General features: G+C 62.7%; 24 protein-coding genes. 10 read left to right on the top strand and 14 right to left on the bottom strand.

Annotated elements, in window-relative coordinates; translation table 11 throughout:
* Window positions 1–4 precede the first annotated feature (4 nt).
* Window positions 5–877 carry a F0F1 ATP synthase subunit gamma gene (locus HR9077_RS05370; RefSeq protein WP_210725864.1) on the top strand — a complete coding sequence of 291 codons (873 nt, stop codon included), beginning with the start codon at window positions 5–7 and terminating at the stop codon, window positions 875–877.
* Between the two features lie 5 nt (window positions 878–882).
* Here HR9077_RS05370 and HR9077_RS05365 read toward each other — a convergent pair whose 3' ends face one another.
* From HR9077_RS05365 to HR9077_RS05355, 3 genes are all read right to left on the bottom strand, one after another.
* The gene (locus HR9077_RS05365) at window positions 883–2,781 is read right to left on the bottom strand and encodes an aspartate:alanine exchanger family transporter (RefSeq protein WP_136065910.1); all 1,899 of its coding nucleotides are present in this window, start codon (window positions 2,779–2,781) and stop codon (window positions 883–885) included.
* Window positions 2,774–4,156 carry a glutamate decarboxylase gene (locus HR9077_RS05360; protein WP_136065908.1) on the bottom strand — a complete coding sequence of 461 codons (1,383 nt, stop codon included), beginning with the start codon at window positions 4,154–4,156 and terminating at the stop codon, window positions 2,774–2,776. The genes HR9077_RS05365 and HR9077_RS05360 overlap by 8 nt, the downstream gene beginning before the upstream one ends.
* A 211-nt stretch (window positions 4,157–4,367) precedes the next feature.
* Window positions 4,368–5,069 carry a helix-turn-helix domain-containing protein gene (locus tag HR9077_RS05355; RefSeq protein WP_136065906.1) on the bottom strand — a complete coding sequence of 234 codons (702 nt, stop codon included), beginning with the start codon at window positions 5,067–5,069 and terminating at the stop codon, window positions 4,368–4,370.
* Between the two features lie 943 nt (window positions 5,070–6,012).
* On the opposite strand from HR9077_RS05355, the gene HR9077_RS05350 reads away from it, so the two are divergent.
* Window positions 6,013–6,951: a DnaJ C-terminal domain-containing protein gene (locus tag HR9077_RS05350; RefSeq protein ID WP_136065904.1), complete on the top strand. Its 939-nt coding sequence runs from the start codon at window positions 6,013–6,015 to the stop codon at window positions 6,949–6,951.
* A 4-nt stretch (window positions 6,952–6,955) separates the two neighbouring features.
* Complete coding sequence (locus HR9077_RS05345) at window positions 6,956–7,270, top strand: chaperone modulator CbpM (RefSeq protein WP_136065902.1); 315 nt, start codon at window positions 6,956–6,958, stop codon at window positions 7,268–7,270.
* Window positions 7,271–7,276: 6 nt separating this feature from the next.
* Here the strand turns inward: HR9077_RS05345 and HR9077_RS05340 are convergent, their stop codons facing one another.
* The 6 genes from HR9077_RS05340 to HR9077_RS05315 all read right to left on the bottom strand — a co-directional run bounded on the left by HR9077_RS05340 (window position 7,277) and on the right by HR9077_RS05315 (window position 12,530).
* Entirely contained in the window at window positions 7,277–8,065 is a 789-nt protein-coding gene (locus HR9077_RS05340) for an ABC transporter ATP-binding protein (RefSeq protein ID WP_136065900.1), read from the bottom strand.
* Between the two features lie 5 nt (window positions 8,066–8,070).
* Window positions 8,071–9,096, bottom strand: coding sequence for a FecCD family ABC transporter permease (locus HR9077_RS05335; protein ID WP_136065898.1), 1,026 nt, complete (start codon window positions 9,094–9,096; stop codon window positions 8,071–8,073).
* Window positions 9,089–10,072 (bottom strand): FecCD family ABC transporter permease, encoded by a 984-nt coding sequence (locus HR9077_RS05330; RefSeq protein ID WP_136065896.1) that lies wholly within the window; start codon window positions 10,070–10,072, stop codon window positions 9,089–9,091. Before HR9077_RS05330 ends, HR9077_RS05335 begins: the two co-directional genes overlap by 8 nt.
* Entirely contained in the window at window positions 10,069–10,983 is a 915-nt protein-coding gene (locus tag HR9077_RS05325; protein ID WP_136065895.1) for an ABC transporter substrate-binding protein, read from the bottom strand. Before HR9077_RS05325 ends, HR9077_RS05330 begins: the two co-directional genes overlap by 4 nt.
* An 8-nt stretch (window positions 10,984–10,991) precedes the next feature.
* Window positions 10,992–11,369 (bottom strand): TonB-dependent receptor, encoded by a 378-nt coding sequence (locus HR9077_RS22380; RefSeq protein ID WP_136065893.1) that lies wholly within the window; start codon window positions 11,367–11,369, stop codon window positions 10,992–10,994.
* Window positions 11,370–11,624: 255 nt separating this feature from the next.
* Window positions 11,625–12,530, bottom strand: coding sequence for a LysR substrate-binding domain-containing protein (locus HR9077_RS05315; RefSeq protein WP_136065891.1), 906 nt, complete (start codon window positions 12,528–12,530; stop codon window positions 11,625–11,627).
* A 122-nt stretch (window positions 12,531–12,652) separates the two neighbouring features.
* On the opposite strand from HR9077_RS05315, the gene HR9077_RS05310 reads away from it, so the two are divergent.
* Window positions 12,653–13,342, top strand: a complete 690-nt coding sequence (locus tag HR9077_RS05310; RefSeq protein ID WP_136065889.1) for an FMN-dependent NADH-azoreductase — start codon at window positions 12,653–12,655, stop codon at window positions 13,340–13,342.
* A 97-nt stretch (window positions 13,343–13,439) separates the two neighbouring features.
* Here HR9077_RS05310 and HR9077_RS05305 read toward each other — a convergent pair whose 3' ends face one another.
* Entirely contained in the window at window positions 13,440–14,618 is a 1,179-nt protein-coding gene (locus tag HR9077_RS05305; RefSeq protein ID WP_136065887.1) for an MFS transporter, read from the bottom strand.
* 79 nt (window positions 14,619–14,697) lie between these two features.
* Between HR9077_RS05305 and HR9077_RS05300 the strand changes: the two genes are divergently transcribed.
* Window positions 14,698–15,711, top strand: a complete 1,014-nt coding sequence (locus HR9077_RS05300) for an AraC family transcriptional regulator (RefSeq protein WP_136065885.1) — start codon at window positions 14,698–14,700, stop codon at window positions 15,709–15,711.
* A gap of 15 nt (window positions 15,712–15,726) precedes the next feature.
* Here HR9077_RS05300 and HR9077_RS21870 read toward each other — a convergent pair whose 3' ends face one another.
* Window positions 15,727–15,864 carry a hypothetical protein gene (locus HR9077_RS21870; protein ID WP_168380896.1) on the bottom strand — a complete coding sequence of 46 codons (138 nt, stop codon included), beginning with the start codon at window positions 15,862–15,864 and terminating at the stop codon, window positions 15,727–15,729.
* Window positions 15,865–16,126: 262 nt separating this feature from the next.
* Between HR9077_RS21870 and HR9077_RS21865 the strand changes: the two genes are divergently transcribed.
* Window positions 16,127–16,285, top strand: a complete 159-nt coding sequence (locus tag HR9077_RS21865; protein WP_168380895.1) for a hypothetical protein — start codon at window positions 16,127–16,129, stop codon at window positions 16,283–16,285.
* Window positions 16,286–16,527: 242 nt separating this feature from the next.
* On the opposite strand, the gene HR9077_RS05290 is transcribed toward HR9077_RS21865, so the two are convergent.
* Entirely contained in the window at window positions 16,528–16,719 is a 192-nt protein-coding gene (locus HR9077_RS05290; RefSeq protein WP_136065881.1) for an acetyltransferase, read from the bottom strand.
* The gene (locus HR9077_RS05285) at window positions 16,719–17,069 is read right to left on the bottom strand and encodes a DUF488 domain-containing protein (protein ID WP_136065879.1); all 351 of its coding nucleotides are present in this window, start codon (window positions 17,067–17,069) and stop codon (window positions 16,719–16,721) included. The genes HR9077_RS05290 and HR9077_RS05285 overlap by 1 nt, the downstream gene beginning before the upstream one ends.
* A 258-nt stretch (window positions 17,070–17,327) precedes the next feature.
* Here HR9077_RS05285 and HR9077_RS05280 point away from each other — a divergent pair, with 258 nt between their 5' ends.
* From HR9077_RS05280 to HR9077_RS05265, 4 genes are all read left to right on the top strand, one after another.
* Window positions 17,328–19,013 (top strand): methyl-accepting chemotaxis protein, encoded by a 1,686-nt coding sequence (locus tag HR9077_RS05280; RefSeq protein ID WP_136065877.1) that lies wholly within the window; start codon window positions 17,328–17,330, stop codon window positions 19,011–19,013.
* Window positions 19,014–19,060: 47 nt separating this feature from the next.
* On the top strand, window positions 19,061–20,842 hold the full coding sequence (locus HR9077_RS05275) for a bifunctional diguanylate cyclase/phosphodiesterase (protein WP_136065875.1): 1,782 nt from the start codon (window positions 19,061–19,063) through the stop codon (window positions 20,840–20,842).
* An 83-nt stretch (window positions 20,843–20,925) separates the two neighbouring features.
* Window positions 20,926–23,592, top strand: coding sequence for a DNA ligase D (ligD, locus tag HR9077_RS05270; RefSeq protein WP_136065873.1), 2,667 nt, complete (start codon window positions 20,926–20,928; stop codon window positions 23,590–23,592).
* A gap of 105 nt (window positions 23,593–23,697) precedes the next feature.
* On the top strand, window positions 23,698–23,886 hold the full coding sequence (locus tag HR9077_RS05265; protein WP_136065871.1) for a hypothetical protein: 189 nt from the start codon (window positions 23,698–23,700) through the stop codon (window positions 23,884–23,886).
* A gap of 76 nt (window positions 23,887–23,962) precedes the next feature.
* Here HR9077_RS05265 and HR9077_RS05260 read toward each other — a convergent pair whose 3' ends face one another.
* Window positions 23,963–24,223: a hypothetical protein gene (locus HR9077_RS05260; RefSeq protein ID WP_136065869.1), complete on the bottom strand. Its 261-nt coding sequence runs from the start codon at window positions 24,221–24,223 to the stop codon at window positions 23,963–23,965.
* Between the last annotated feature and the right edge of the window lie 641 nt (window positions 24,224–24,864).

The following is a 24,864-nucleotide window of genomic DNA, read 5'->3' as shown; positions in this document are numbered from 1 at the left end:
CCGCTTGAACGAGGTCACCACCCATCTCGACACGACCCGCGAGCTGAATCTGGTGGTCACCGCCATGCGCGGGATCGCCGCGGCACGTTCGCGCGAGGCTCAGCAACACCTGGCGGGCATTCGCGCCTATGCCGATATCATCGGCACGGCCATTGGCGAGGCCTTGGCGCTGGTCGATGTCGCGGCGCGACCGGACGGGCCTCCGACCAGGGCCCAGCGGCATCTGCGCATCGTCCTGTGTGCCGAGCAGGGCTTCGCCGGCAACTTCAGCGAGCGCGTCCTGGCGGCCGCGCTGGATGCGCAGGAGTCCTCGAACGATAGCCTGTTCGTGGTGGGCGAGCGCGGCCTGTCACTCGCCGCGGAGCAGGCAAGGACGCCGGACTGGTCGGACTCCATGGCAGTTCACCCGGATGAGATGCCATCGCTCGCCGGTCGTATTGCCGATGCGCTCTATGTCCAACTCGACGCAGCCGCTGCCACCCGCGTGACGCTCGTGCATGGTGTGCCGGGCGGGACCCAGGCCCAATCCATCGTCAGTCGGGTTCTATTGCCGTTCGACTATTCGCGCTTCCCGGTGGCCTCCCATTTCCGGCCACCCCGTATCACGCTGCCCCCCGCTCGACTGATTGCCAACCTGGCGGAAGAATACATCTACGCGGAACTTCACGAGGCCCTGATGCTGTCGTTTGCCGCGGAAAACGAAGCCCGCATGCAGGCCATGATGGCCACCCAGGGCAATATCGAGCAGCGACGCGACGAACTGCAGGCCGAATTCAGACGCCTGCGTCAGGAAGAGATCACGGAAGAAATCATCGAGCTGTCCGCCTCCCGGCTGGGAAGTCGCCAGGTTGCGAACGAGAGGATAACTCGTGAGTAGCATCATCACGATAGAATCATCGAGAGATAACCGCCGATTAGAGCCAGTACGGTCGTAAGAGCGTAACTGACCGGATAGGGAACTGCCGCCACCGAACTTCCCGACTCTTCAATAATCGCGTTCAGACCCGGGGTACTGTTTCGTCCCCCGGTAGTGGCACCATCAGCGATGATCGAGTTGAGACCGAAGAGCTTTACCCCTACCCAGAAGGCAACAAACGGGGGCAGTAATGCGCCAATGGTCCCAATCAACGCCAGCCACAGGATTGTATCGCCCCCCAAAGCCGATATTACTTTTGGGCCGACATTTGCCGAGAGAACTACAACAAACGCATTCAGTCCGAAGTCCTGGAGGAAGCTGCGCGCGCCCTCATGCACTGGTCCGCCAAATTCAGGATTCCGGCTTCGAAAGTAGCTGACGCCTACGCCTGCGAGGATGCAACCTGCCGAAGTTCCTAGCGAAAAAGGTATCCCAGATATGGTCACAGTAATGATGCCGACCATATACCCCACCAGCATTGCCAACGCCAGATAAAGCACTTCGGATTTCATTGTCGGCAGTATCGCGTGGCCTCCCAGCTGCTTCGCAGCCGCTTTGAGTGCAGCGTCAGGCCCCGTCAGACGCAGCACATCACCAAAAGCTACAATGCTTTTAGGGCCCAGAGGAAGTTCGTTACCGCCTCGAAAAAGAGCTTGCACTTCAACCCCTCCCGTCCCATGGCTAGCAAGCTCCTCAAGCGTCTTGCCGGAGATCGAGTGAGAACCAACATGAACATCCGCAACCTCCAGAGGCACATTTCGAGCGAACGGATCGTCAGATTCTGGCCCGATCAACTCGCCTTCGTTGAGAATCAGGTCGTGAACATTTGCGCGTACGGTCACGATGTCACCCATGGCAAGAATAGGATCGTCCGTAAGTTTTAGTACCGTTCCATTTCGCACCACTCGCAAAATCGGAACCTGGGGGAAATCGTTAGCCAACTGCGACAGGGTGCGACCCACAAAACTATCGTGAGTCACGGCGAAAGCGCGTAAGTCATAGGGCGAGAACCCCATTGTCAACGCCCCCGGGGCACCCGGTACTGGATGTGTGGCATCGCCCCTGTAATCAGCCTCGGCAATTTTGGCATCCGCTTTGGCATTACGGCCGAAAATACGTGGCAGATAGCGGATCAACAGAATAATGCCGATACTCGATAGCACATAGCTGATGGCGTAGGCCGCAGCCATGTTGGCCCCGACCTCCTCGATAGTCATGCCAGCGGGCGGAGTATAAGCGCCACTCGCCAATGCCCCTTGACCGACACCGAGAATCGCCGTGATAGTATAACTTCCAGAAATAAGCCCGGTTGCATACCCTGGGGCCAGCCCCACCCAATACGCACCCACATAGCAAATTATCCAATTCAGAGCCCAGACGATAACACCTATCCCGATAAAGGCTAGCCCTCCCTTGCGCAGCCCCGAAAAGAATTGTGGCCCAACCTTCAGGCCGAGGGCATACATGAAGAGTAAGAGCATGAACGAGGATAGAATCCCAGGAATGGAATAAGTTATCCCGTAAGTTGCCTCGGCGATCATCGAGATCACGACCCCCACAAGCAACGAGCCTGCAGTAGAGCCGAGAGAAATACCCTTGAAACTGAACTTTCCGAGCAACGTCCCAAGGGTAAGCGCGAGAAGGATGAACGCAATAGGCTGGTTTCCCAATAGCTGAAAAAAACCGTGAATCCCGGCCTCCGCCACTGGCTCCATTCTATCGAAAACCTGCCCAATCACACGCCCACCTCCGGAGGCACCATCACTTTGTGCCATGGCTGTTCCGGAGACGAAAAACAAGGCATAACGAATAATGCGGGCCGTAAGGTTATCGAATACTCTGAAAATTTTTCTCAGATCAGCCATGGTGGAATCCCGGTTTCGCGGTTGAATTCGGCACCGGATTCATTGACAGGTGATCAATCGCACGTTTAATGTCATCGAGAAGAAGGCGCGCCAGGTCACGGCTGACGCCGTGGCGAATGAGTATACGTTGAACGACGGTTTCCTGGCGATTTGAAGGCAGAGGATAGGACGCGATCTGCCATCCACGCATCCGAACTCGCTCCGACAGATCGTAGAGGGTGAAACCATGGTCCGCGTCAGTCAGCTTGTAAGCAATCGCGGGCAGGCCGCCGCGTCCATCATAGACCATTTCGAATGGCCCAATCTTGGCCAGTTCATCTCCCAACCACTGTGCTGTATCGGCACAGGCTTGCTGAATGGCCGTATAGCCTGCACGACCGAGTCGCAGGAAGTTATAGTATTGAGCGATTATCTCACCCCCCGGGCGAGAAAAATTAAGCGCGAAGGTCGGCATGTTACCGCCGAGATAGTCAACGTAGAAAATCAGTTCTTCAGGCAGGTCTTCCTTTGAGGCCCAGATAACCCAGCCGACTCCCAGGGGAGCCAAACCGTATTTGTGTCCTGAGGCATTGATCGACCGAACCCGCTCGATCTGGAAATCCCATACCAGATCATGCTGAATGAATGGCGCAATAAACCCACCGGATGCAGCATCGACATGGATCGGTATATCCAGCCCTAAATCGCGCTCAATCGCATCCAGCTCATTCGCCAAAGCCTCAACAGGTTCATATATACCCGTGAATGTGACCCCGAGAGTGGCAACGACACCTATCGTATTTTCGTCGCAGTATTTGCGTAGGTCCTGAGGTTGCAGGCCAAGCGCATTGCCTTCAAGTGGAACCTCCCTGAGCTCGACATCGAAATACCGGGCAAACTTTTTCCAACAAATCTGTACGGGCCCGGTTACTATGTTGGGCTTGCTCGCGTCCTTGCCTTCAGCCTCCCGACACTTGCGCCATTTCCACTTGAATGCAAGGCCACCCAGCATTGCCGCTTCACTTGAGCCCGTCGTGGAACAACCCACCGAATCCCACGACTTCTGGGCATGCCATAAATTGGCGATAATGTGTACGCAGCGGTTTTCAATTTCTGCGGTTTGTGGATACTCATCCTTGTCGATCATGTTTTTGTCGACGGCATCCACCATCAACTGCTTGACTTCATCCTCCACCCAGGTTGTGCAGAATGTTGCAAGGTTTTGGCGAGCATTGCCATCCAGTAAAAGTTCGTCGTGCACCAGCGAATAGGCGGCATGCGGCTCGGTACGCCCCTCAGGCATCCGGAACTTAGGCAGGCTTTTTTCTGAAGCGTCCGTTGCATAAATGTCCCTAAAGCTTGACTGACTTCTTCCATCAATGCGGTGAATGGGCATATCCAACCCCTTTAAAAGCAAGTATGTGTTTAGCTTTTAGACTGCATGGTGACTCGCATACAGCGACGAGACATCAGCATCAAAAGCTTTTTGTGTCACGCTCTATCAGTCTAAGCGAATTAAGCCGTGGAGTTTTTGACGAAGGTCATGCCAAATGCAAAGCTCATCAACCCACTTCAACAACACTTGATATACTTTATTCACCTGCTTCTTACTCTCCAGACTCAGCTATTTTCTCCAAGGCATGAAGATCCTTTATACAGTACTCATGACCCTTGGTCGACATAACCCCCATCTGCAAGAACCTGCTCATTAGACGACTGGTTGTTTCGAATGCCATGCTCAAGTAATTGGCGATCTCGTATCGCGTCATAGGCAACCTGAATCGATAAGGAGAATATCCCTGGGCCTGAAAATTACGCGATACACTCAGAAAGAAACGAGCCAAGCGCAAATCAGTCGGCTGGCTCAACAGGTCACGCAGCCGGCTTTGCTCACGCTGTACGGCCCGGCTCAGGTAACCGATCAGATGCAGCTGGTTATCACATGTTCCAGGAAATTCCTCGATTTTTGAAAATGAGAGTAGCACTACCCCCACGGTATCCAGTGCGACGACTCTACCCTGATAGCGCCTGTCAATGATTGCATCCAACCCGACGACATCACCTGGGAAATGAAAATGGGTGATCTGCTCATTGCTGTCCTTGTCCCAGTGGCTCTGTTTCAACATGCCACAACGAACGACATATAAACCATGAAAGGCTTCGCCTTGCCTGACAAGAACTTGCTTTTTCCGCAGGGCTGGAAGAGCCCGAGAAATCCGCCGGATCGATTCGGATTGTGGAAAGTCAGGCAAACCAGTACCCGAGGCCTGATTTGACCGTTGAGGCGACAACGCATGTTTCGTCCACATGACAACCCCCGCCACTTTCTCGCTTCGGATGGCGCCCTACCATACCTAAGCATGGTTGGAAAGCTGAGCTATTTTCACCACAAGACATTCTATTGAAATTAGCTATTATATTAGCATTATCAGTATGAAACAACAAACAGGGGAGCAACAAGACCTGCCTTCGAAATTAACTTAACTTTACACATTAAAACAGTACAAAAACTCACCAAACCCTCTACAACAACTATACAACAAGGAGGTTTGATTATTTCAAAACCAGATGGCTTCCTGACTGAATGCAGCTCACAGTAATTCCACGATATACTCAGGAAGGAAGGATTGGTTCATACCACCATTTACGGGCGACGCCACAATAGTTTGTTAAAAGGTACCCAATGTTCCCCATTGCTGGTGAACCGGTCCAGCAACCGGCGAAACTTGCCTCAACGCCGCTATTGGCGCTAGCAGGTTATAGCCGCCCTCCAGCACGAGACCGGGCGTGCGCGACTGTTGCCACGACGGTACCGGCCGCCACTTCCGCTGCATCTATACTGCCGGGCGAAACGATGATCATGTCGACATCCAGCCAGGCCTTCTGGCCACGCATCTGACGCATGGTTTCCAGGTAACCCGTCGTATGAACTCGGCTGAGTTGCTCGCGAGTGGTCTTCGCGCCTTTCTCGAAACGCCTGCCCCCGGAATAAGGTAACGCTCGACCTCCTCCCGCGACATGTCTAGGCCTGACGGCATGATAACCTTCGTAGCGCAAAGGCAGCGTTCACCATCCGCCCACTGTAACGCTAGCCTGTTGGAGGTAGGCACGCGTTTGTTGATGCCGGTCAAAGGCAAGCGAGGTCAGGCACGTTAAAACAACAACAGCTTCCTCACCGATAGGCAAGCGAAATCTGACGAGGCAACGGATATATGTCGACCATGCAGTTCTGACCGAGAATGGAACGATTCCATGGAATTCAAGGACTACTATCAGACATTGGGGGTCGACAGGGACGCGGCCATCCCCGACATCAAGAAGGCCTACCGCAAGCTGGCACGCAAGTACCATCCCGATATCAGCAAGGAACCCGATGCCGCCCTGCGCATGCAGGAAATCAACGAGGCCAAGGCGGTGCTCACCGATCCCGAGAAACGGGCCGCCTACGATCAGCTTGGCGAACGCTATCACGGGGGGGAGGATTTTCGGCCACCGCCGGATTGGGATGCGGGCTTCGAGTTCTCGGGCGGCGGTTTCGAGGATGCCGACCTCGGCGAATTCAGCGACTTCTTCGCCAATCTGTTCGGCCATGCCGGCCGGGCACGCTCACGTACCCACCGCGCCTACCAGATGCGCGGCGGCGATCGCCACGCCAGGATCTTCATCGACCTGGACGATGCCTACCACGGCGCGACACGCAGCGTGACGTTGCATGTGCCGCAAGCCGATCCCCAGGGGCATGTCACGCTGCGGGAGCACACCCTCAAGGTGCACATTCCAGAAGGCATCACGGAAGGCCAGCATATACGCCTGGCGGGTCAGGGGCAGCCCGGTGTCGGCGGAGGCGAGCCCGGCGACCTCTACCTGGAAGTACATTTTAAGCCGAACCCCGACTACCGTGTGGAAGGCCGGGATGTCTTCGCAACCTTGCCGGTCGCCCCCTGGGAGGCGGCCCTCGGCACTACCATCGATGTACCCACGCCCGCTGGCCAGGTCCTTCTGAAGGTTCCCAAGGGCTCACAGGGTGGGCGCAAACTGCGCCTGAAGGGGCGCGGCCTGCCCGGTGCCGAGCCCGGCAATCTCTATTTCGTGCTGGAGGTAGTGCTTCCACCGGCCAATACTGACCAGGCACGAAAGCTCTACGAAAGCATGGCGCGTGACATGCCGTTCAACCCGCGCCAGACGAGGTGAACCAATGGTTGAATATAACGCAATCAAAGGCGAGGTACTCGACGAGGCCAGCCTGACGCTGGAAGAGTTCGCACGAGCCTGCTCCGTCAAGCGGCACTGGGTAGTGGAACGGGTCAAAAGTGGCATGCTCGGCAACGGCACGCGCTACGCCTCTCGATGGCGCTTCACCAGCCCCGACCTGACCCGGGCCCGACGCCTGCGTCAGATGGAATTCGACTTCGATGCCGAACCGGAACTGGCCGCCTTGGTCGCCGACCTGTTCGAGGAGGTGGAGCGCCTGAGAGGGCGCCTCCGAGCCGCGGGCCTGAAGTCCGAGTGATTGCCGTCACGCCCCCTGCTTGCCGAACGGGATGCACAGTGGCGTATTGAAGAAGGGATCGGTAATGACACGACAGGTCAGGTCAAACACCTCATGGACCCGCTCGCGGGTGATGACCTCGCCGGGAGTGCCCTGGGCGTGTACGCGCCCCTCTTTCACCGCGACGATGTGATCGCCATAGCGGCCGGCCAGGTTCAGGTCGTGCAGCACCATCACGATGGTCTTGCCCTCCTCGCGGTTCAACGCCCGCAGCAGGTCCAGCACCTCCATCTGATGGGTCAGGTCCAGAAAGGAGATCGGTTCGTCGAGCAGCATCAGCGGCGTATCCTGAGCCACCGCGAGCGCAATCCAGGCCCTCTGGCGCTGGCCGCCGGAGAGCGTATCGACCACCCGGTCGGCGAGCTCCACCAGGCCGGTACGCTCGAGCGAACGCTCGACCTGGCGTTCGTCCTCCTCCGACCACTGCTCGAACCAGCTTTGATGGGGGTGGCGCCCGAGACTGACCAGTTGTCGCACCGTGATGCCCTCCGGCGCGACGGGCTGTTGCGGCAGCAGCGAGAGCTGCCGCGCCACCTGCCGCGTCTGCAGGTGGTGTATATCGTCGCCGTTGAGACACACCCGTCCGGACCACGGCGCGAGCAACCGGGCAAGCGCCTTGAGCAAAGTGCTCTTGCCGCAGCCGTTGCTGCCGACCAGGACCGAGATCCGTCCTTCAGGCAGGCCGAGATCGAGCCGATCGAGAATCCGTCGACGCTGATAACCCAGCGTCAGGGCGTGGGCCGTTACCGTTGCCATAAGCGCTAGCGCACCTCGCGAACCAGAAGGCCAAGAAAGAACGGCGCGCCGAGCACCGCGACGAAGATGCCCGCCGGCAGGTCCAGGGGAAGAAACAGCGTGCGCGCGACGAGATCGGCGAGCATCACCAGGCAACTGCCGAAAAGCACCGCCAGCACCGCCTGGGCGGCGCCGGGTGGCGGCGACAGACGCCGCGCCAGATGCGGCGCGACCAGCCCGACGAAGGCAAAGGCCCCGCCCCAGGCGATCGCCACGCCGGCCAGCGCCGCCGCCAGTGCCAGGATCGTCGCACGATTGCGCTGTACCCTGACTCCCAGCCCGGTCGCGAGCGTATCGTCGAGCGGGGCCAGGACCACGGAGCGCATCATCACGACAAGCGGTGCCGCCAGCAGCGCGCACCACAGCGCCAAGCCGCCGACGGCGTTCCAGTTGGCCCCGTAGACGCTGCCTGTCAGCCATACATAGGCCGAAAGCGTGGTCGTCAGCGGGCTGAAGGCCAGTATGAAGAGGGTCACTGCGCCCAGCAGGGTTGCCATACCGATGCCTGTCAGCACCAGCCGCAGTGGCGTGACACCGCGTGACCAGGCCAGCAGATAGATCGAGAGCGCCGCCCCCACCGCGCCGGCCATGGCCGCCACCGGCAGCCCCCGCATGCCGAGCGGCACCGCCAGCCAGGCCAGGTAACCGACCGCCGCCGCGCTGGCCCCGCTGGTCACGCCGATGATGTCCGGCGAGGCCAGCGGATTGCGCATCACCTGCTGCAGCAGCCAACCGGCAAGCCCGAGCGCCCCGCCGACCAGCGCCGCCAACGTTACCCGTGGCAGTCGCAACTCCAGCACGATGAGCCCGTAAGGCGTGTCGGGTCCAGCCAACGCAGCGACGAGGGCGCCGGGACCGAGCATGACCTTGCCTGTCGCCATCGACCCCACGACGATCAGCAGCAGGACCGCTGTCAGTATCGCCACACGTCGCCACGGCCTGAGTTCGAGCCGCCGCGAAAACCCCGGCAGGCGCAATGTGCGTTCAGTCATGCGACCTCCCCTGACGACGCAGCAACGCGATGAACAGCGGCGCGCCGATCAGCGCGGTCATCACCCCGACCGGTATCTCGCGGGGCTGGATCACGCTGCGTCCAATCACGTCGGCCACCACGAGCAGGATCGCGCCCAGTAACGCGCAGCCTGGCAACCAGAGCCGATGATCGGCCGGCAGCAGACGGCGGGCGATATGCGGCACGATCAGCCCCACGAAAGCGATGTTACCCGCCATCGCCACCGCCGCTCCCGCCAAGGCCACCACCAGCGCCACCAATCCGGCCTGAACGCGGTAGACCTGCACCCCGAGGCCGCGCGCCATCGACTCGCCCGCGGCGAGTGCGTTCATGCTGCGCGCCAGCGGCCGGCAAGCCAGCAAGGCCACCAGGGCCACGCCCATCAGCGGAACCAACTGCGCGAACGGTCGCCCGGCGACCGAGCCGGCAAGCCAGAACAGCACCGTGTCGAGCCCTTGCTGATCGATCACCAGCAGCGCCTGGCTGAATGCGGTGAACAGCGCGGTCAATGCGGCGCCTGCCAGTACCAGGCGCAACGGTCCGCTCGGGACGCGCCCGCGCATCGCAATCGCCCATACCAGCAGTGCCGCCACGGCCGCGCCGAGGAAGGCGCCGCCGTACCAGGCCCACAGAGCCGCCTGGGAGTAGAGCGAGACCAGCAGCACCACGACGAACATCGCCCCGGCGTTGATACCCAGCAGTCCCGGCGACGCCAGCGGGTTGCGGGTCAGAGTCTGCATCAGTCCACCGGCCACGGCCAGACTCGCACCGACCACCACCGCCACCAACGTGCGCGGCAGGCGCGTCGTACGAATCAGCAGGTCATCGACGGCCAGCGGAGACGGCGCGACCAGGGCCTGCCATACCGCTTGCGGGCCCAGCCAATGCGCGCCGGCCATCAGGCTCACCAGCATGCTCGCGATCAACAGCAGCGTTAAGCCGATGAGCCACTTCATCGCGCCTCCCCCGGACCATCCAGCCAGGCATCGATCTCATCGAGCAGGCTGAAAACACCGAGAATGCCGCCGGACAGGCTCCAGGCCACCGCATCCACTGCCACCACCTGCCCGGCTCGCGGCGCCGCCATCCGTTGCCACAGCGGGTGCGTCATCAGTCGCCGCTCGTGTTCGGCAACCACCGGGCTGGCGCTGTGACGCATGACGAAGAACACCTCGGCATCCAGCGCCGGCAGGCTCTCGACCCCGCCCAGCTTGAGCATCAGCCCCGAACGGGTCCGCGCCGTCTCGTTCCAGGCGAAGCCGAGATCGCTGAGTACCCGCCCGGCGAAACTGTCCGGCAGATAACTGCGCACCTGATCGGCGCGAATGTCGATCAACGAGACGCTCACCGGCCAGCGCGGGCCGAAGTGCGCCGCCAGGCGGGCCCTCACCGCGGTGATCCGGGCCAGATACTGGGCTCCAAGCAGTTCCGCCTGCCTTTCGCGCCCAAGCGCCCTGGCCATCACGGCCAGGGTGGCGCGGAATCGATAGATCTCCTCCAGCATGACCACCGACGCGAGCTTCGAGAGCAGCGGCATGATCTTCTGGTGGCGAAAGCGCGAGGCCACGATCACGTCGGGCGCGAGCAGCGCAATGTCCTCGAGGCTCGGCTGAGTCTCCAGCCCGACGATCGGCACCCCCCCCAGCGCGACACGCAGATAGGGATAGACCGGCCCGTCCTGCCATGACTCCACGACGCCGGCCGGCGTGACTCCGAGCGCCACCGCCGTATCGGTGGCCCCCTGGAACAGCGTGACCACGCGCGGGGGACGTGTCCGGGCCGCAAGCGTAGCCTCCGGCGCCAGGCCAAGCGTCACCAGGGCGCCGAGCAGGCGCCGCCGCGACAGGCGCAGCCGATCGACTGGCATTGGCTCGCTCAAAAGTCGACTTGGTAACCGAGGGGGTAAGCGCGTCCCTGCCCCTTGAAGTCATATCCGTCGCTCACCCGGGCAGCTTGCGAGGTTAGATAATCCTCGTCCATCAGGTTCATGATGCCGAGTCTCAACCACCCAACGGGTAACCGATAGCCCAGCAAGGCATCGACCAGGGTGTAGCCATCGAACGCCAGCTCGGGATCGTCGACGCTGCGCCTGTTGCGAATGGCGGTGACGATCACGGGCTCCAGGCCCCCGCCGCCGGGGGAAAGCTGCCTTTCATCTTCCGCTTCGGTCACTTGCGCATGAACTGCCACGGGCGGAACTGAGCACAGCATGAATGGGATCAATCGGATAGGGGTGATCCTGGGGTGCGGCATTGGCTTGGGTGTCCCTGAGTTATGCTTGGTAGGGTGGGTCGATAGCCGGCAGGCAACACAAAACGGCTACCGATGCTAACGATAATCCTTATTGTTTTCAATTTTCAGCCTTCGCACGAGATTTCGCCGCAGCGCTTGGGCGGCCGGCAGGGAAAGCCCAACGGACGCTGAAGACGCTAGCTGGCCGGGGCCTTTACGATGCCCAGCCCGGACATGGCCGGCAAGCGACGGTCTCGGCCCGCCGATCCCGGGGCGTTACGGGGTCGTATCCGCTTCGTTCGCACGTGCAAAGGCCGCCTTCAGCCATGCCGCGACTCGCTGGAGTTCGGCCTGATCGGTCCGTGCGTGGCTCATCAGCAGATGGTAGCGGAGCCCCGGTAACCTTGGACCCAATGGCACGTGCAGCACGCCGCGTTCGAGTTCCGCCTGTACCAGCGTCCGGCTCAGCAGGGCCACCCCCTGGCCGGCGATGGCGGCCTGCACCGCATGACTCTCGTCCGAGAAGCTCAGGCTGGGGCCCAGGTCGGTCGGCGAGCAGCCGGCGGCCTGGCACCACTGGGGCCAGGTGGGCAATCCAAGCGAGGGGCAGTACCAGTCGAAGACGATATGGCGCACCGCCTTGAGATCCTCGACCCGCGCCAGATCCAGGCGCGGACTGGCGACCAGCGAGAAGCTATCGCGCGCCAGTTCCACGGCCTCGCAGCCCGGATAGGGTCCCATGCCATAACGGACCGCCAGGCATGCCCCGTGGGAAAGATCGAGCGTGGCTTCGCTGGCGTGGATGCGCAGGTCGATATCGGGGTGACCGGCATGGAAGTCGGCCAGCCGGGGCAGCAGCCACTGGCTGGCGAAGGCCGGCGTGCAGGAGAGTGTCACGCTGGCTGGACGCGCCCCTTCCCGCAACGCATCGAGCGCTTCGGCGAAGGCGTCGAAGCCTTGGCGCAGCACGGGGTAGAGGGTTTCCGCCGCGGCGGTGGGCACGACCCGACGTGTACGTCGCTCGAATAGCGGCGACCCCAGCAGAGCCTCCAGTTCGCGCACCTGATGGCTGATCGCCGCCGGCGTCACCGCCAGTTCCTCGGCGGCGCGCTTGAAGCTGTGATGCCTGGCGGCCGCCTCGAAGGCGCGCAACTGGGAAAGTGGTAGCCGACGACGGTCCATGGCCGCTCCATGAGTTAGTTCATCTTGCCTATCCGACGAGAAATGCTCGTTTGCCGCCTGTCGTTCAAGGCCTGATGCTTCGTAGTGCTCACACACACTTGAACTGTACTTGAGGATAAGCCATGGCCACCCTACTGCATATCGACGCCAGTTCCCGTCCCGGCCGCTCCGGCGATCAGCCGCATGGCTCACATACCCGGCGCCTGACCGCGCGCTTCGTGGAACGATGGCAGACCGCCCGCCCCGACGATCGTATCGTCTATCGCGATGTCGGCCGGCACCCGCCGAGCCCGGTCACCGGCGAATGGATTCATGCCGCCTTCACCAAGCCGGCGCAGCGCGAGCCCTGGATGCATGAAACGCTCGCCGCGAGCGACGCCCTGGTCGATGAACTGCTGGCGGCGGATATAATCGTCGCCGGCGTGCCGATGTACAACTTCGGCGTACCCGCCGGCTTCAAGGCCTATATCGACAATATCGTCCGCGTCGGTCGCACCTTCGGCTTCGATCGCTCGCGCCCCGGCCTGCCCTACTGGCCCATGCTGAGCGACATGCGCAAGCGTCTGGTCATTCTCGGCGCTCGCGGCGATTACGGCTACGCGGCGGGCGAACGCATGGCCCATGCCAACCATGTCGAGCCCCACCTGCGTACCGTTTTCGGCTATCTGGGCATCGACGACGTGTACGCCATCGCCGTGGAGTACGACGAGTTCGCCGATCAGCGCCTTCGGGCCTCGCTGGGCCGGGCCGAGCGGCGCATCGAGGAGCTGACGGGCGAACTGGCGAAAAGCCTCGAGACGGCAGTCTGCTGAACGGCTTGAAAGCACGCGGGCCCGCGCCGGAAGGCAGCGGGCCCTTGCCGATTGCCCGATGGCGGCCAGGAAGCGCTCATCGGCCGACGCCGGGAGATCAGGCTGCGGCCGCCACCCGCGTCTGTACGCCTGACACGATCACCAGTGAGGCCAGGAGCAGAATGCCCCCGCTGGCAATGAAGACCCAGGTGACGCCGCTGACGTCGACGATCAGGCCACCCGCGGCCGCGCCGGTGGCGATAGCGAGCTGAATGGCCGCCACCAGCAATCCGCCTGCGCTCTCTGCCTCGTCCGGCACCGTCCGCGAGAGCCAGGTGGACCAGGCCACCGGAATGGCGCCGAAGGCCAGCCCCCAGAGGGCGACCAGGGCGCCATCGAGAACGGCCACGCCACCCTGGCTGGCCAGGCTCAGCGCCAGCGTGCCCATCAGCAGCGGCGCCACGACCAGCGTCAGGCGCAGGCTGCGCTCGATCAAGGTGCCTGCCAGGAGATTGCCCACGAAGTTGGCTACCCCGAAGCCGAGCAGAATGGTGGCGATGCCACTCACCCCGACGCCGGTCACGGTTTCGAGGAAGGGACGAATATAGGTGAAGAAGGCGAAGTGACCGGTGAAGACCAGCCCCGCCGCAAGCATGCCGAGGCCGACTCGCGGACGTATCAGCACATCGAACAGCGTGCGCAGGCGCGTCACGCCGCTGGGCGCCATGCGTGGCAGAGTCGCGTATTGCGTCGCAAAGGCCAACAGACCCAGCAGTGACGCCGCCAGGAAGACGTTGCGCCAGCCGATGAGATCGCCAAAGTAGCTGCCCATGGGCGCCGCGGCGATGGTCGCCACGGAAACGCCGCTGAACATGATCGACAGTGCCCGTGGAACCCGCTCTTCGGGTACGAGACGCATGATCGTCGCGACCGACATGGTCCAGAACCCGCCCAGCGCCACACCGAGCAACACCCGCCCTGTCAGCAGCACCGTCAGGCTGGGCGCCAGCGCAACCATGAGGTTGGAAACGACCAGCAGCGCCGAGAAGGCCAGCAGCACGAGGCGCCGATCGATCCCTCGCATCACCGCCGTGATCAACAAGCTCGTCATCAGGGCGATGGCCGCGGTGACCGTGACCGCCTGGCCCGCCATGCCTTCCGTGATGCCCAGGTCCGAGGCCATCGGCGTCAGCAGGCTGGCCGGCAGGAATTCCGCCGTGACCAGCCCGAAGACGCCAAGCGTTACCGAGATCACCGCCGCCCAGGCAGGCTCGGTCCGTTGTGCCAATTCGCTCATCTGCATGTCCTCAGTCATCGAGTTGTTGCGATGCAGAATAAACGGGACACTTCGGACGATATATGCTAGATACTCTCGAATGATTGATCATTCGTCCGAATCGACTCACGCGTCACCCGCCCCGCTTCCTGATGACCGGGTCAGCGAACTGTTGCTGGGCATGCGGCTGCGCGGCATCCGCTACCGCCGCATTCAGGTAACGCCACCTTATGGCCTGCGCTTCGGCAGCGTAGAGGGCTGGGCGCAATTCCACTTCATCGCCCAGGGCTGCGTGTTCCTGAACAGCCCGGGCGGGGCGCTGCACACCCTGGAGACGGGCGACGCCCTGCTGCTGCCGCGTGGTGGCGAACACGAGCTGCTCTCGGCACCGGATCAGCCCAGCCGTGACATCGTCGACTACGAGAACGCCACCCTCTGCGAGGCGATCACCTCGATCAAGGCATGCCCCGAGGAAAGCTGCCCGACGACCCGCACCGTGATCTTCAGCGCCTGCCTGGAGTTCGACCTCGGCGGCATGCATCCTCTCGTGGCGCTGATGCCGGAAGTGATGCGGGTCGGCACGCTGCTCGAGCGACATCCCGAAATCCTGCCCATGCTCGAGGCAATGGAACGCGAGGCGCGAACGGAGCGCGCAGGATTCGCCGGCATCCTGGCACGGCTCGCCGATGTGATCTCGGCCTATATCGTACGCGGCTGGGTAGAGTGCGGCTGTGGCGATGCAACCGGCTGGGTCGAGGCCCTGCGCGACCCGCGGCTGGGACGCGTCATCAGCGCCCTGCATCGCGACCCGGGCCGCCACTGGACGGTAGCCGAGCTCGCCGCGGAGATGAGCAGCTCGCGTTCGGTCTTCGCCGAGCGCTTCCTGGCGGTCACCGGCATGACCCCGCATCGCTACGTGACCGAATTACGGATGCGCCTGGCCACGCAGTGGATCGGCCGTGACCGGATGCCGATCGAGACCGTCGCTCTGCGCCTGGGCTACGGCTCACAGGCCGCCTTCAGCCGTGCCTTCAAGCGCAGCACGGGGCAATCTCCCGGCGCGGTACGTGCCGCGGCGCAGGCAGAGCGGCGCAGTGACTCGATAACGACCTGACCAGGCTCGATGCCGTCAGCGACGCCGCCGACCGATATCGACGAACAGCCCGGCCTCGCCCCGCATGCGCTCGGCTGCATCGGCTGAAAGAAAATGCGCGAATGCGTCGAAATCGCCCCCCGGCGAATCGACGAAGGAGAGTGATGCCTGCATCAGTCCCTCTGGAGACCCGCCATGCAGATTTCCACCTGCCTGATCTTCGACGGCGAGTTCGAGGCCATGTCCACCTACGCCGAGATGCCCGGCAGCGAGGGCATGGAGGTGCCCGAGGCAGCCGCCGAACTCGGCCGCCTGATGGGTGTCAAAGCATTTGTCGGCCAACGAGATAACTGCCACCCTCATTCGACAGGCACGCCTTCTGGAGGGACAGCGAGCGTCCCGGGGGTCGCCCATCCATTTACTGGAGGACGAGCGCATGGAAATCATCGAAGTACTGACCGTGAGCGTGGCCACAGTGGCACTGTTATCCCTGGTCTATGCCATGAGCGAGAAGCAGCGGCGCCCAATCCGCAAGGAAGTGCGCATCGAGCATCATGAGCACCCCCCTGGCCGGAATCGCAGGCGGCACGGGTAAGCGTCAACGCAGGAAGTTCGTAGCCCCGGCACCTTTGGTGCCGGGGCTTTTGCCGGCCGGCCCGCGTCGCAGCATCTGTTATCGAGGCGCAATAACTCCACCGCGTCCGCAGCCGGTGCCGAGATGTCCCCGGCGCACCAGAAGCACTGCACCTGTGAGCGCTGTGCCGACCCGCCATTTCGGCCACTTTTACTGAGGCTGAAGGAGGAATGCCGATGGCACATCACTCCGTACCAGCCGAGTCATGTCTTGCCGGGTTCAGGGCTATCGATGACGCTCTGCAAGTCCAGCTTCTGGATGGCGCCGATGGCCGCTTCGATGGCGCCGTCCTCGCACAGGCCGGCAATCGCCGCATCGTCGTAACCAACCAATGCCGCTTCGATACAGGCTTCGCGCACCCGAGTGGCGAGGGTCAAACGTTCTTCGTCTTGCATCAACGCTTCTCCAGGTACTCTTTGAGGGCCACGGCGTTATTGCACTCCACGTCCCGTGCCGCAAACAGCAACGTCAATCCTTCCTGGGACGCGTGCTGGCGAAGATTCGCCAGCGTCTCGCGATCGGCCTCGTCCAGCTCCGAATGGTAGGCCTTGCGGAACTCCGCCCACCGCTGCCTATCGTGCCCGAACCATTGGCGAAGTTCCCTGGATGGCGCCAAGTCCTTGCGCCACTCGTCAAGGGCCGCATCACGCTTGGCGATACCCCTCGGCCACATGCCATCGACGAGTACACGGTAACCATCCTCCCGAGAGGCCGTCTCGAAGATGCGTTTCAACTGGATATTCATCCCTCCTCCCCGATGCCTGACCTCTCTGTGTCACGTCACACCTTGAATGCCCCACTCGGCTACAGCTTCGCTTGTCGAAGACAGATGCTGCGCCATGCTGGCAATGCACGGGACCTGGCCGCCGGATTCCGCAATATAACGCTTGAACATTTTTTCCGAAAAGCCGCTTTGTAACGTTACCAAAATGTAACGAGAGCTCGCTATCGTCGATACCAAACCGCTCATCAGGCAGGCATTAGATAAAGGACAGGTATCGACATGAGGCTACTCGATCGCATGACCATCAAGCTCAGCTGGTCGCTGGTGCTGTTCGCCTTCACCGTGACCATCCTGGGCGTCGGCATACTCGGGCTGTACTCGAATCATCATAGCCGGGACGCCTTCGGAACCCTCAACCAGATCAACGTCGAACAGGCCCAGGCGCTCAATCATGCCTATATCGACATGCTGCGCGCCCGCGTGGAAATGGATCGGGCCGCCCAGCTCCTGCGCCGCCCGTCGTTCGACCGCCCCGGCCCGGTGATCGAACAGGCCGAAGCACTGATGTCCAATGCCGCCGCCCGCTTTCAGCAATTCCTGGACACGCCGGCCCAGCCGGAGCAGACCGAGGCCATCGAGACACTGCAGGCGCGCTTCCAGTCGCTGCTCGGCACCGGCCTGTCCCTGCAGCTCATGGGCCTCAAGGAGGGCGACGTGTCGGCCTATGACTCGGGCCAATCGCGCATCAGCGACATGAGCCAGGCATTCATGGAGAGCGCCGCGGCGTTCTCCGCCGCCTCCGCCGCCAGCGGTACCAGCCTGTCGAGTCGCTTCGAGGCCATGGCCACTTGGTTGAACTGGGTCATGATCGCGGCATTGGGCGCGGCCCTCGCCGGGGTCGCCGTGGTGGTCTGGGGGGTCAACAGCAACGTGCTGCGCCCCCTCGAGCAGGTCATGGGCCATTTCCGACGCATCGCCGAAGGCGATCTGTCGCGGCCCATCGAAACCCGCGGAAACAATGAAATCGGCCAGCTCTACAGCGAGCTGAACCGGATGCAGGCATCGCTGGCCGATACCATCACTCGCATGCGCGGCAGCAGTGATCTCGTACTGGAAAACGCTCGGGGAATGAGCGAAGGCAACCAGGAACTGGCCTCGCGGACGCGCCAGCAGGTCGTTTCGCTCGAACAGACCGCCAGCGGGATCGACGAGCTGACTGCCAACGTGGCGCGCAACGCCGAGCATGCGCATCAGGCCAGCCGCCTGGCCAGCGATGCCGCCACCAGAGCCCGGCAAGGCGAGAGCGTGGTCACGAGCTTCGTCGACACCATGGGCGAGATACACGCCCGCTCGGCACGGATCGGCGAAATCGTCGGATTGATCGACACGATCGCCTTCCAGACCAATATCCTGGCGCTCAATGCTTCCGTGGAGGCCGCCCGCGCCGGCGAGCACGGCAGGGGGTTCGCCGTGGTCGCCAATGAAGTGCGCTCACTGGCCACACGCAGCACCACGGCCGCCCGGGAAATCCGTGAGCTCATCGATGCCTCCAGGGCCAGCGTCGACCAGGGCAATGCCGTGTCGGAACGCGCCAACGGCAACATGCGTTCCATCGTCGAGGCCGTGCACCGGGTCAATGAACTGATTCAGCAAATCGCCCATGCCTCCGGGGAACAGCACCATGGCATCGAGCAGCTCAACCAGGCCATGAGCCAGATGGAGGCGGCGACCCGGCACAATGCCCAGCGGGTCGAACAGTCGACGGGCTCCGCCGAGACCCTCAGGGGCGAAGCCGAACGAATGCGCGCCTTTGCCGCCCGGTTCGTCACCGCCGGCACACCCGGCCGACGCGGCATGGATCCGCTCACCGCGGCAACACCGAAGCCTGGGCCTGCCGCCCCGGCGGCACCGACCGGCCAGCCGGCCCGTCCGGTCTCCCTTTCCGCGGACGTCGCGGTTTCCTGACCCACCTTCCACGTGGCGATCCACCCAGCGCCAGGAGCCGACTTCACATGCCAGATGCCCTGTTATTGGAATCGATCCTGCGCGAAGAAAGGCTGACGCCACTCTTTCAGCCCATCATCGACGCCGGCAGCCGTGACATCTACGGCTACGAGGCGTTGATACGCGGCCCCGTCGGCACGGCTCTCCATTCGCCCCTGGCGCTGTTCGACACGGCGGCCCGCACCGGGCATCTGGTCGAACTCGACCTGCTGTGCCGCCGACTGGCCATCCAGCGCTTCATGGACCTGGCGTTGGGCGGAAAGCTGTTCCTCAACGTCATGCCAACCTCCCTGGTCGAACGCGATTTTCGTGAAGGCCTGACCAGGGCGTTTCTCGACAGCCTGGGCATGGCGCCGGAACGTGTCGTCATCGAGCTGACGGAACACACCCCGATCCACGACTATGACCTGGTGCGACAGGCCGTCGCCCACTATCGCAGCATGGGCTTCAAGGTGGCGCTGGACGATCTGGGCGCGGGCCATTCCAGCCTGCGCCACTGGGCCGAGCTGCGCCCGGACTTCGTCAAGGTCGATCGGCATTTCGTCAAGGATATCGACTGCGACCCGCTCAAGCGCCAGTTCATGCAGTCACTGCTGAACGTCTCGCTCAGCCTGGGCTGTCAGGTCATCGCCGAGGGCATTGAAACCACCGGCGAGTATCGTTGCCTGTGGGGGCTGAACTGGCCCTTCCTGCAAGGGTTCTACTTCAGTCATCCCAGCGAGAGCCCCCCGGGGTCCATCGCACACCTGCTGCCAGCCAGTCGCAATCCGAAAAACGACACGGAGGGCAGCGCCGCCATGCTCTGCCGCCAGGTCAGCCCCATCGAACTCGATACGCCGGTACCCAAGGTCGTCGAACGCTTCAAGGCACAGCCGGATCTGCGCTGTCTCACCGTGGTCGACGAGCAGCGCCCGGTGGGCGTCGTCCGCCAGCACGGCTTCCTGCAGCTGTTCACCAACCCCTTCAGCCATTCGCTGTATGCCCGGCGTACCATTGGCGACATCCTCGACACCAACATGCTGGTCACTCGCGCCGATACCTCCCTGGAAACACTCAGCCAGCAGATCACCGAAAGCTCGCATTTCGAGCAGCAGGATTTCGTGATCGTCGATGACCGGCAACGCTATCTGGGGATGGGCAACGTCATCGACCTGTTGCGCGAAATCACCACGCTTCAGGTACGCAGCGCGCGTCACGCCAATCCCTTGACCGGCCTGCCAGGCAATGTCCTCATCGATGAAACGCTGACCCGGCGACTCGTGCAAGGCCGCCCCTTCGCCGCCATCTATTGCGACATGGACAATTTCAAGGCCTACAACGATGCCTATGGCTATGCCCATGGCGACCGCGTGATCACCGCCCTGGCGCGGCTATTGCAGGAGCACAGCGACAGCGAAAGCGACTTCGTCGGCCATGTGGGGGGCGACGACTTCATGCTGGTGATGGGACTCGAAGGCGCGCAGCAGGTCTGCGAGGCGATCCTTGGCGACTTCGAGCGCCTGGCGCCGGAATTCTACACCCCGGAGCATCGCCGTCAGGGCGGCCTGAGGGTAGCCAGCCGCCAGGGCCATGAGACCTTCTTCCCCATCGTCACCCTGTCGCTTGCCCTGCAGCCGGTCACGCCCGGCTCTCACGGCAATGCGCTGGACATAGCCAACAGCCTCAGTGAACTCAAGCACCAGGCCAAGCAGCGAGTCGGCAACTCGCTGTTCGTCGACAGGCGCCACGGCGCCTTGCCGGCGCTCGACGGCCGGAAACCGGAGGAGGACATCACCGAGACGGCCGGGTGACTTATTCACCGAGACCCCAGCCGAATCGTCGACTAGGCTCAGATAGGACCTCATTCGTTAGCGACTCATCAAGGACGAGACTCATGGCGAAACTCGAGGAGTATCGCCGCAAGCGCGATTTCCGCAGGACCCGCGAGCCGGCCGGCGACGACAGCGCCGATGCGGCGAGCGGCAAACGCTACGTGATGCACAAGCACGCCGCCAGCCACGACCATTTCGACCTGCGTCTCGAACTCGACGGCGTGCTCAGGAGCTGGGCGCTGCCCAAGGGGCCCAGCCTCGAACCCGGCGAAAAGCGCCTGGCCGTCGAGGTCGAGGACCACCCCCTGGATTACGGCGACTTCGAAGGCGTCATCCCGCAGGACTCCTACGGCGGCGGCACGGTCATGCTGTGGGATCACGGCCGCTGGCAGCCGACCGGAAAGCGCGACAGGAACCGCATCGACTTCACCCTCGACGGCGAAAAGCTGCGCGGCGCCTGGACGCTGACCCGAATGACCGGAGGCAAGCAAAAGAGCGACAAGAACTGGCTGATGATCAAGCGCCATGACGAAGTGGACTCGCAAGTCCAGGCGCCGGAAATCGACGACGACGCTCGCAGCGTGATCAGCGACCGCACCATGCGTCAGATCGCCGAGGACGTCGACAATACCTGGCGGTCACCGGCAGGCGACGAGCGCGGCCAACCCGATGAGCGCGCCGGGCACGCTGCGACCGACAACGCTGATGGCGAGCACACCCCGACTCCGTCCCAGCGCGCAGGGAAGCTGAACGGGGCGCGACGTCAGGCCCTGCCCAGGGAGGCCAATCCGCAGCTGGCGACGCTGGTCGATCGCGTCCCGCGGGGCAAGGACTGGATCCACGAGGTCAAGTTCGACGGCTATCGCATCCTGGTCCGCTTCGATCGCGGCGAGGTCACCCTGATCACCCGCAACGACAAGGACTGGACGCATCGCTTTCCCGAATTCGCCCGACGCATGCAGCAACTGCCGGTCGAGCAGGCACTGCTGGACGGCGAGATCGTCGCCCTCAACCGCGACGGCACCAGCAGTTTCCGGCGCCTTCAGGAGGCCCTGAGTGCCGGCAATACGCGGGAACTGACCTATCAGGCCTTCGATCTGCTGCACCTCGATGGCTACGATCTGACCCGCGTCGCGCTCAGCGAACGCAAACAGGTCCTGGCCAGGTTGCTGGAAGCCGCCGGATTCGACAACGCCAGCCGCATTCGCTATTCAGACCACATCGACGCCCAGGGCGAGGTCTTCTATGAACGCGCCTGCCGGCTCGGTCTGGAAGGCATCATCAGCAAGCGTGCGTCGAGCCATTACCAGGGCACACGCAGCAAGCAGTGGCTCAAGGTCAAGTGCGCCAACCACGAGGAGTTCGTGATCGGCGGCTACACCGAGCCCGGCGGTTCGCGCAGCGGCTTCGGCGCCCTGCTGATGGGCGCCTTCGACGACCAGGACCGGCTCGTCTACGCCGGCCGCGTGGGCACCGGCTTCAACAAGCGCCTGCTCGAGACGTTGAGCGCCATGCTGCGCGATCTCGAGACCTCGCAGTCGCCCTTCGCGGGCTCGGTGCCCAGCAGCCGCGGCGTGCATTGGGTACGCCCCGAGCAGGTCATCGAAGTCGAATTCGCCGAACGCACCCGCGATGGCCTGCTGCGCCACCCGGCCTTTCGCGGCCTGCGCGAGGACCGCAACCCCGAGGAGATCCGCATGGCATCCGACAAGGACCGATCGGCAGCGCCGCCGCGCTCCGGCAAGCCGTCCCGCTCCGACGCGGGTGGCACAGGCAAGGCCGCCGCCTCGCGGGGCAAGCGAGCCGCCGGTTCCAGCGCGTCGCGCAGCGGACGGACGGCGCAGGTCCTCGGCGTACGCCTGACTCACGCCGATCGAGTGCTTTATCCGGAACAGGGCCTGACCAAGCTCGACCTGGCGCGCTACTACGAAGAGCTTCAGGACTGGGTCATGCCGCATCTCGCCCGGCGCCCGCTCGCCCTGATGCGCTGCCCGGAAGGCCGCGACAACGAATGCTTTTTCCAGAAGCATCCTCATGTCGCCATTCCCGACAGCGTGCCGCGCGTAGATATCGACGAGAAGAAGGGCCGCGCCGAATACCTCTATGTGGAATCGGCCGCGGACCTGGTCGCTCTGGTACAGGCCGGCGCGCTGGAGATCCACCCCTGGGGCAGCCGCGTCGGCGATCTCGAAAGACCCGACAACCTGGTCTTCGATCTCGATCCCGCCCCGGGTGTGGCGTGGCCGGAGATCGTTCGGGTGGCTCGCTCGCTACGCGATCGCCTGGCATCGCTGGGCCTCGAGAGCTTCGTGCGAGTCACCGGTGGCAAGGGGGTGCACCTGGTGGTTCCGGTCAGCCCCGAGGCCGAGTGGGACGACGCCAAGGCCTTCGCCAGGGCGCTGGCCGAACGGCACGCCGAGGCGGAACCCAAGCGGCTGACCACCAACATGTCGAAGGCGCAGCGCGAGGGACGCATCTTCATCGACTACCTGCGCAACGGGCGCGGCGCCACCGCCGTCGCCTCCTATACCGTACGCGCCCGCGAAGGCGCCACGGTTTGCGTCCCGGTTCGCTGGGACGAGCTCACCGCCAGGCTGAAACCCGACCGCTACACCGTCAAGAACCTGCCGCGGCGACTCGCCTCGTTGCGCGAGGATCCCTGGTCGGGTTTCGACGATGCCCGACGTGCGATCGATGCCAAGATGCGCCAAGCCGTGGGGCTCGACTAGGCCAGGCCGTTACGCCGACATTCATTCGCAGGGAGTGCGAACCATGGCGACGATCCCCAAGGCAAGCATGACACCAACCATCGCTGCCCCGGGGAGTGGTTTACCGTGTCGCTGATGGCAGTGGCCCTCGATCGACTGCTCAACCCTATGCGCTACCGGGTGCCGGCCCAGACACTGACCATCGACTGGTCGCGAATGCCGATTGTTCCCGCGAGCCGTTTCGTCATCGACCGGGTCGAAGCGCCACCTTGCGGCCAGACGGACCAGGCAACGGGAGAGAGTCAGGCAGGCTAGCAAGCGATGATGCGCCAAGGGCCCGGCCAGTCCCGACCGGGCTCCTGAAACAGCGATAAACAGGGGGATCGAAGGATCAGAGGCGCGCGCCCGCCGAGGGCTGGTCGGCGAGCACCTGCTTGAGCAGTGACAATTGATAGGCGGAGTCGGGATCGGCGTAACGCGCCATGACGCGTGCCACCTCGCCCTTGACCAGGCTTTCGAGGTAATGCCGATGGGTACTGATGAAATTCTCGCAATACTGGCAATGAAGGGCTTCTTCCGGGGCCGGATCACCCTCCCAACTATTGGTGGCCTGGCAAGTGGGACAGATTACGTTCCGTGAGCGATTCAACATGATGGCTTCCTGCCTGTTGGTTACGTCGGTTCGACGTCCTCAAGCTAACACCGTCTTCTAAGGCAATGGATTAACCTGGGTTACCCGGCAAGCCGCTATTTCGTTTTCCCAGGCCCCGCGATGAGCCAGCGCACGCATGAAAAACCGGCCACGCAGGACGTGGCCGGTTCAAGGGGTGTGTTGCAACAGGACAGCAGGGAGCGTTGAACACCCGTCAAGGATAGATCAGGGCATCGTGCCGTACAAGTAAGGTACAGCTGTTGTCTCAATATTTTTCGCCGCCGAAATTCCGCTTGCGGGTCGGCTCCGGCGCCTTTGCCTAGCCGACGGATCGCACCGGACAGCCAGGCTTTGTACGAAAACTGCCTGCGCTCGGCAATACGGCGTTAAAAATCGGCTCGGGCGCGAGTCCGATCAAAATGCTCATTTACACCCCGTAAACTGGAGCGCCAGCCCGGTCCGCTTTTTCGCCAATTTTTGCCTTGTCTTGCCTTCGCTCGCCGACTTTTCGTACAAACCCTTGTGTCTCTCCGGGCCTGTTGATTAGCTACCAGCAGGCTCTGGCATCAGGGTGAGCATCCACAAACCCTGAGGCGGTATAGCCTGGGACCTAGATTATGCCCCCTGATGCCCTCTATCTC

The organism is Modicisalibacter radicis, from assembly GCF_900961225.1.
Lineage (GTDB): Bacteria > Pseudomonadota > Gammaproteobacteria > Pseudomonadales > Halomonadaceae > Modicisalibacter.
This window is presented reverse-complemented; position numbering and strand designations above follow the sequence as displayed.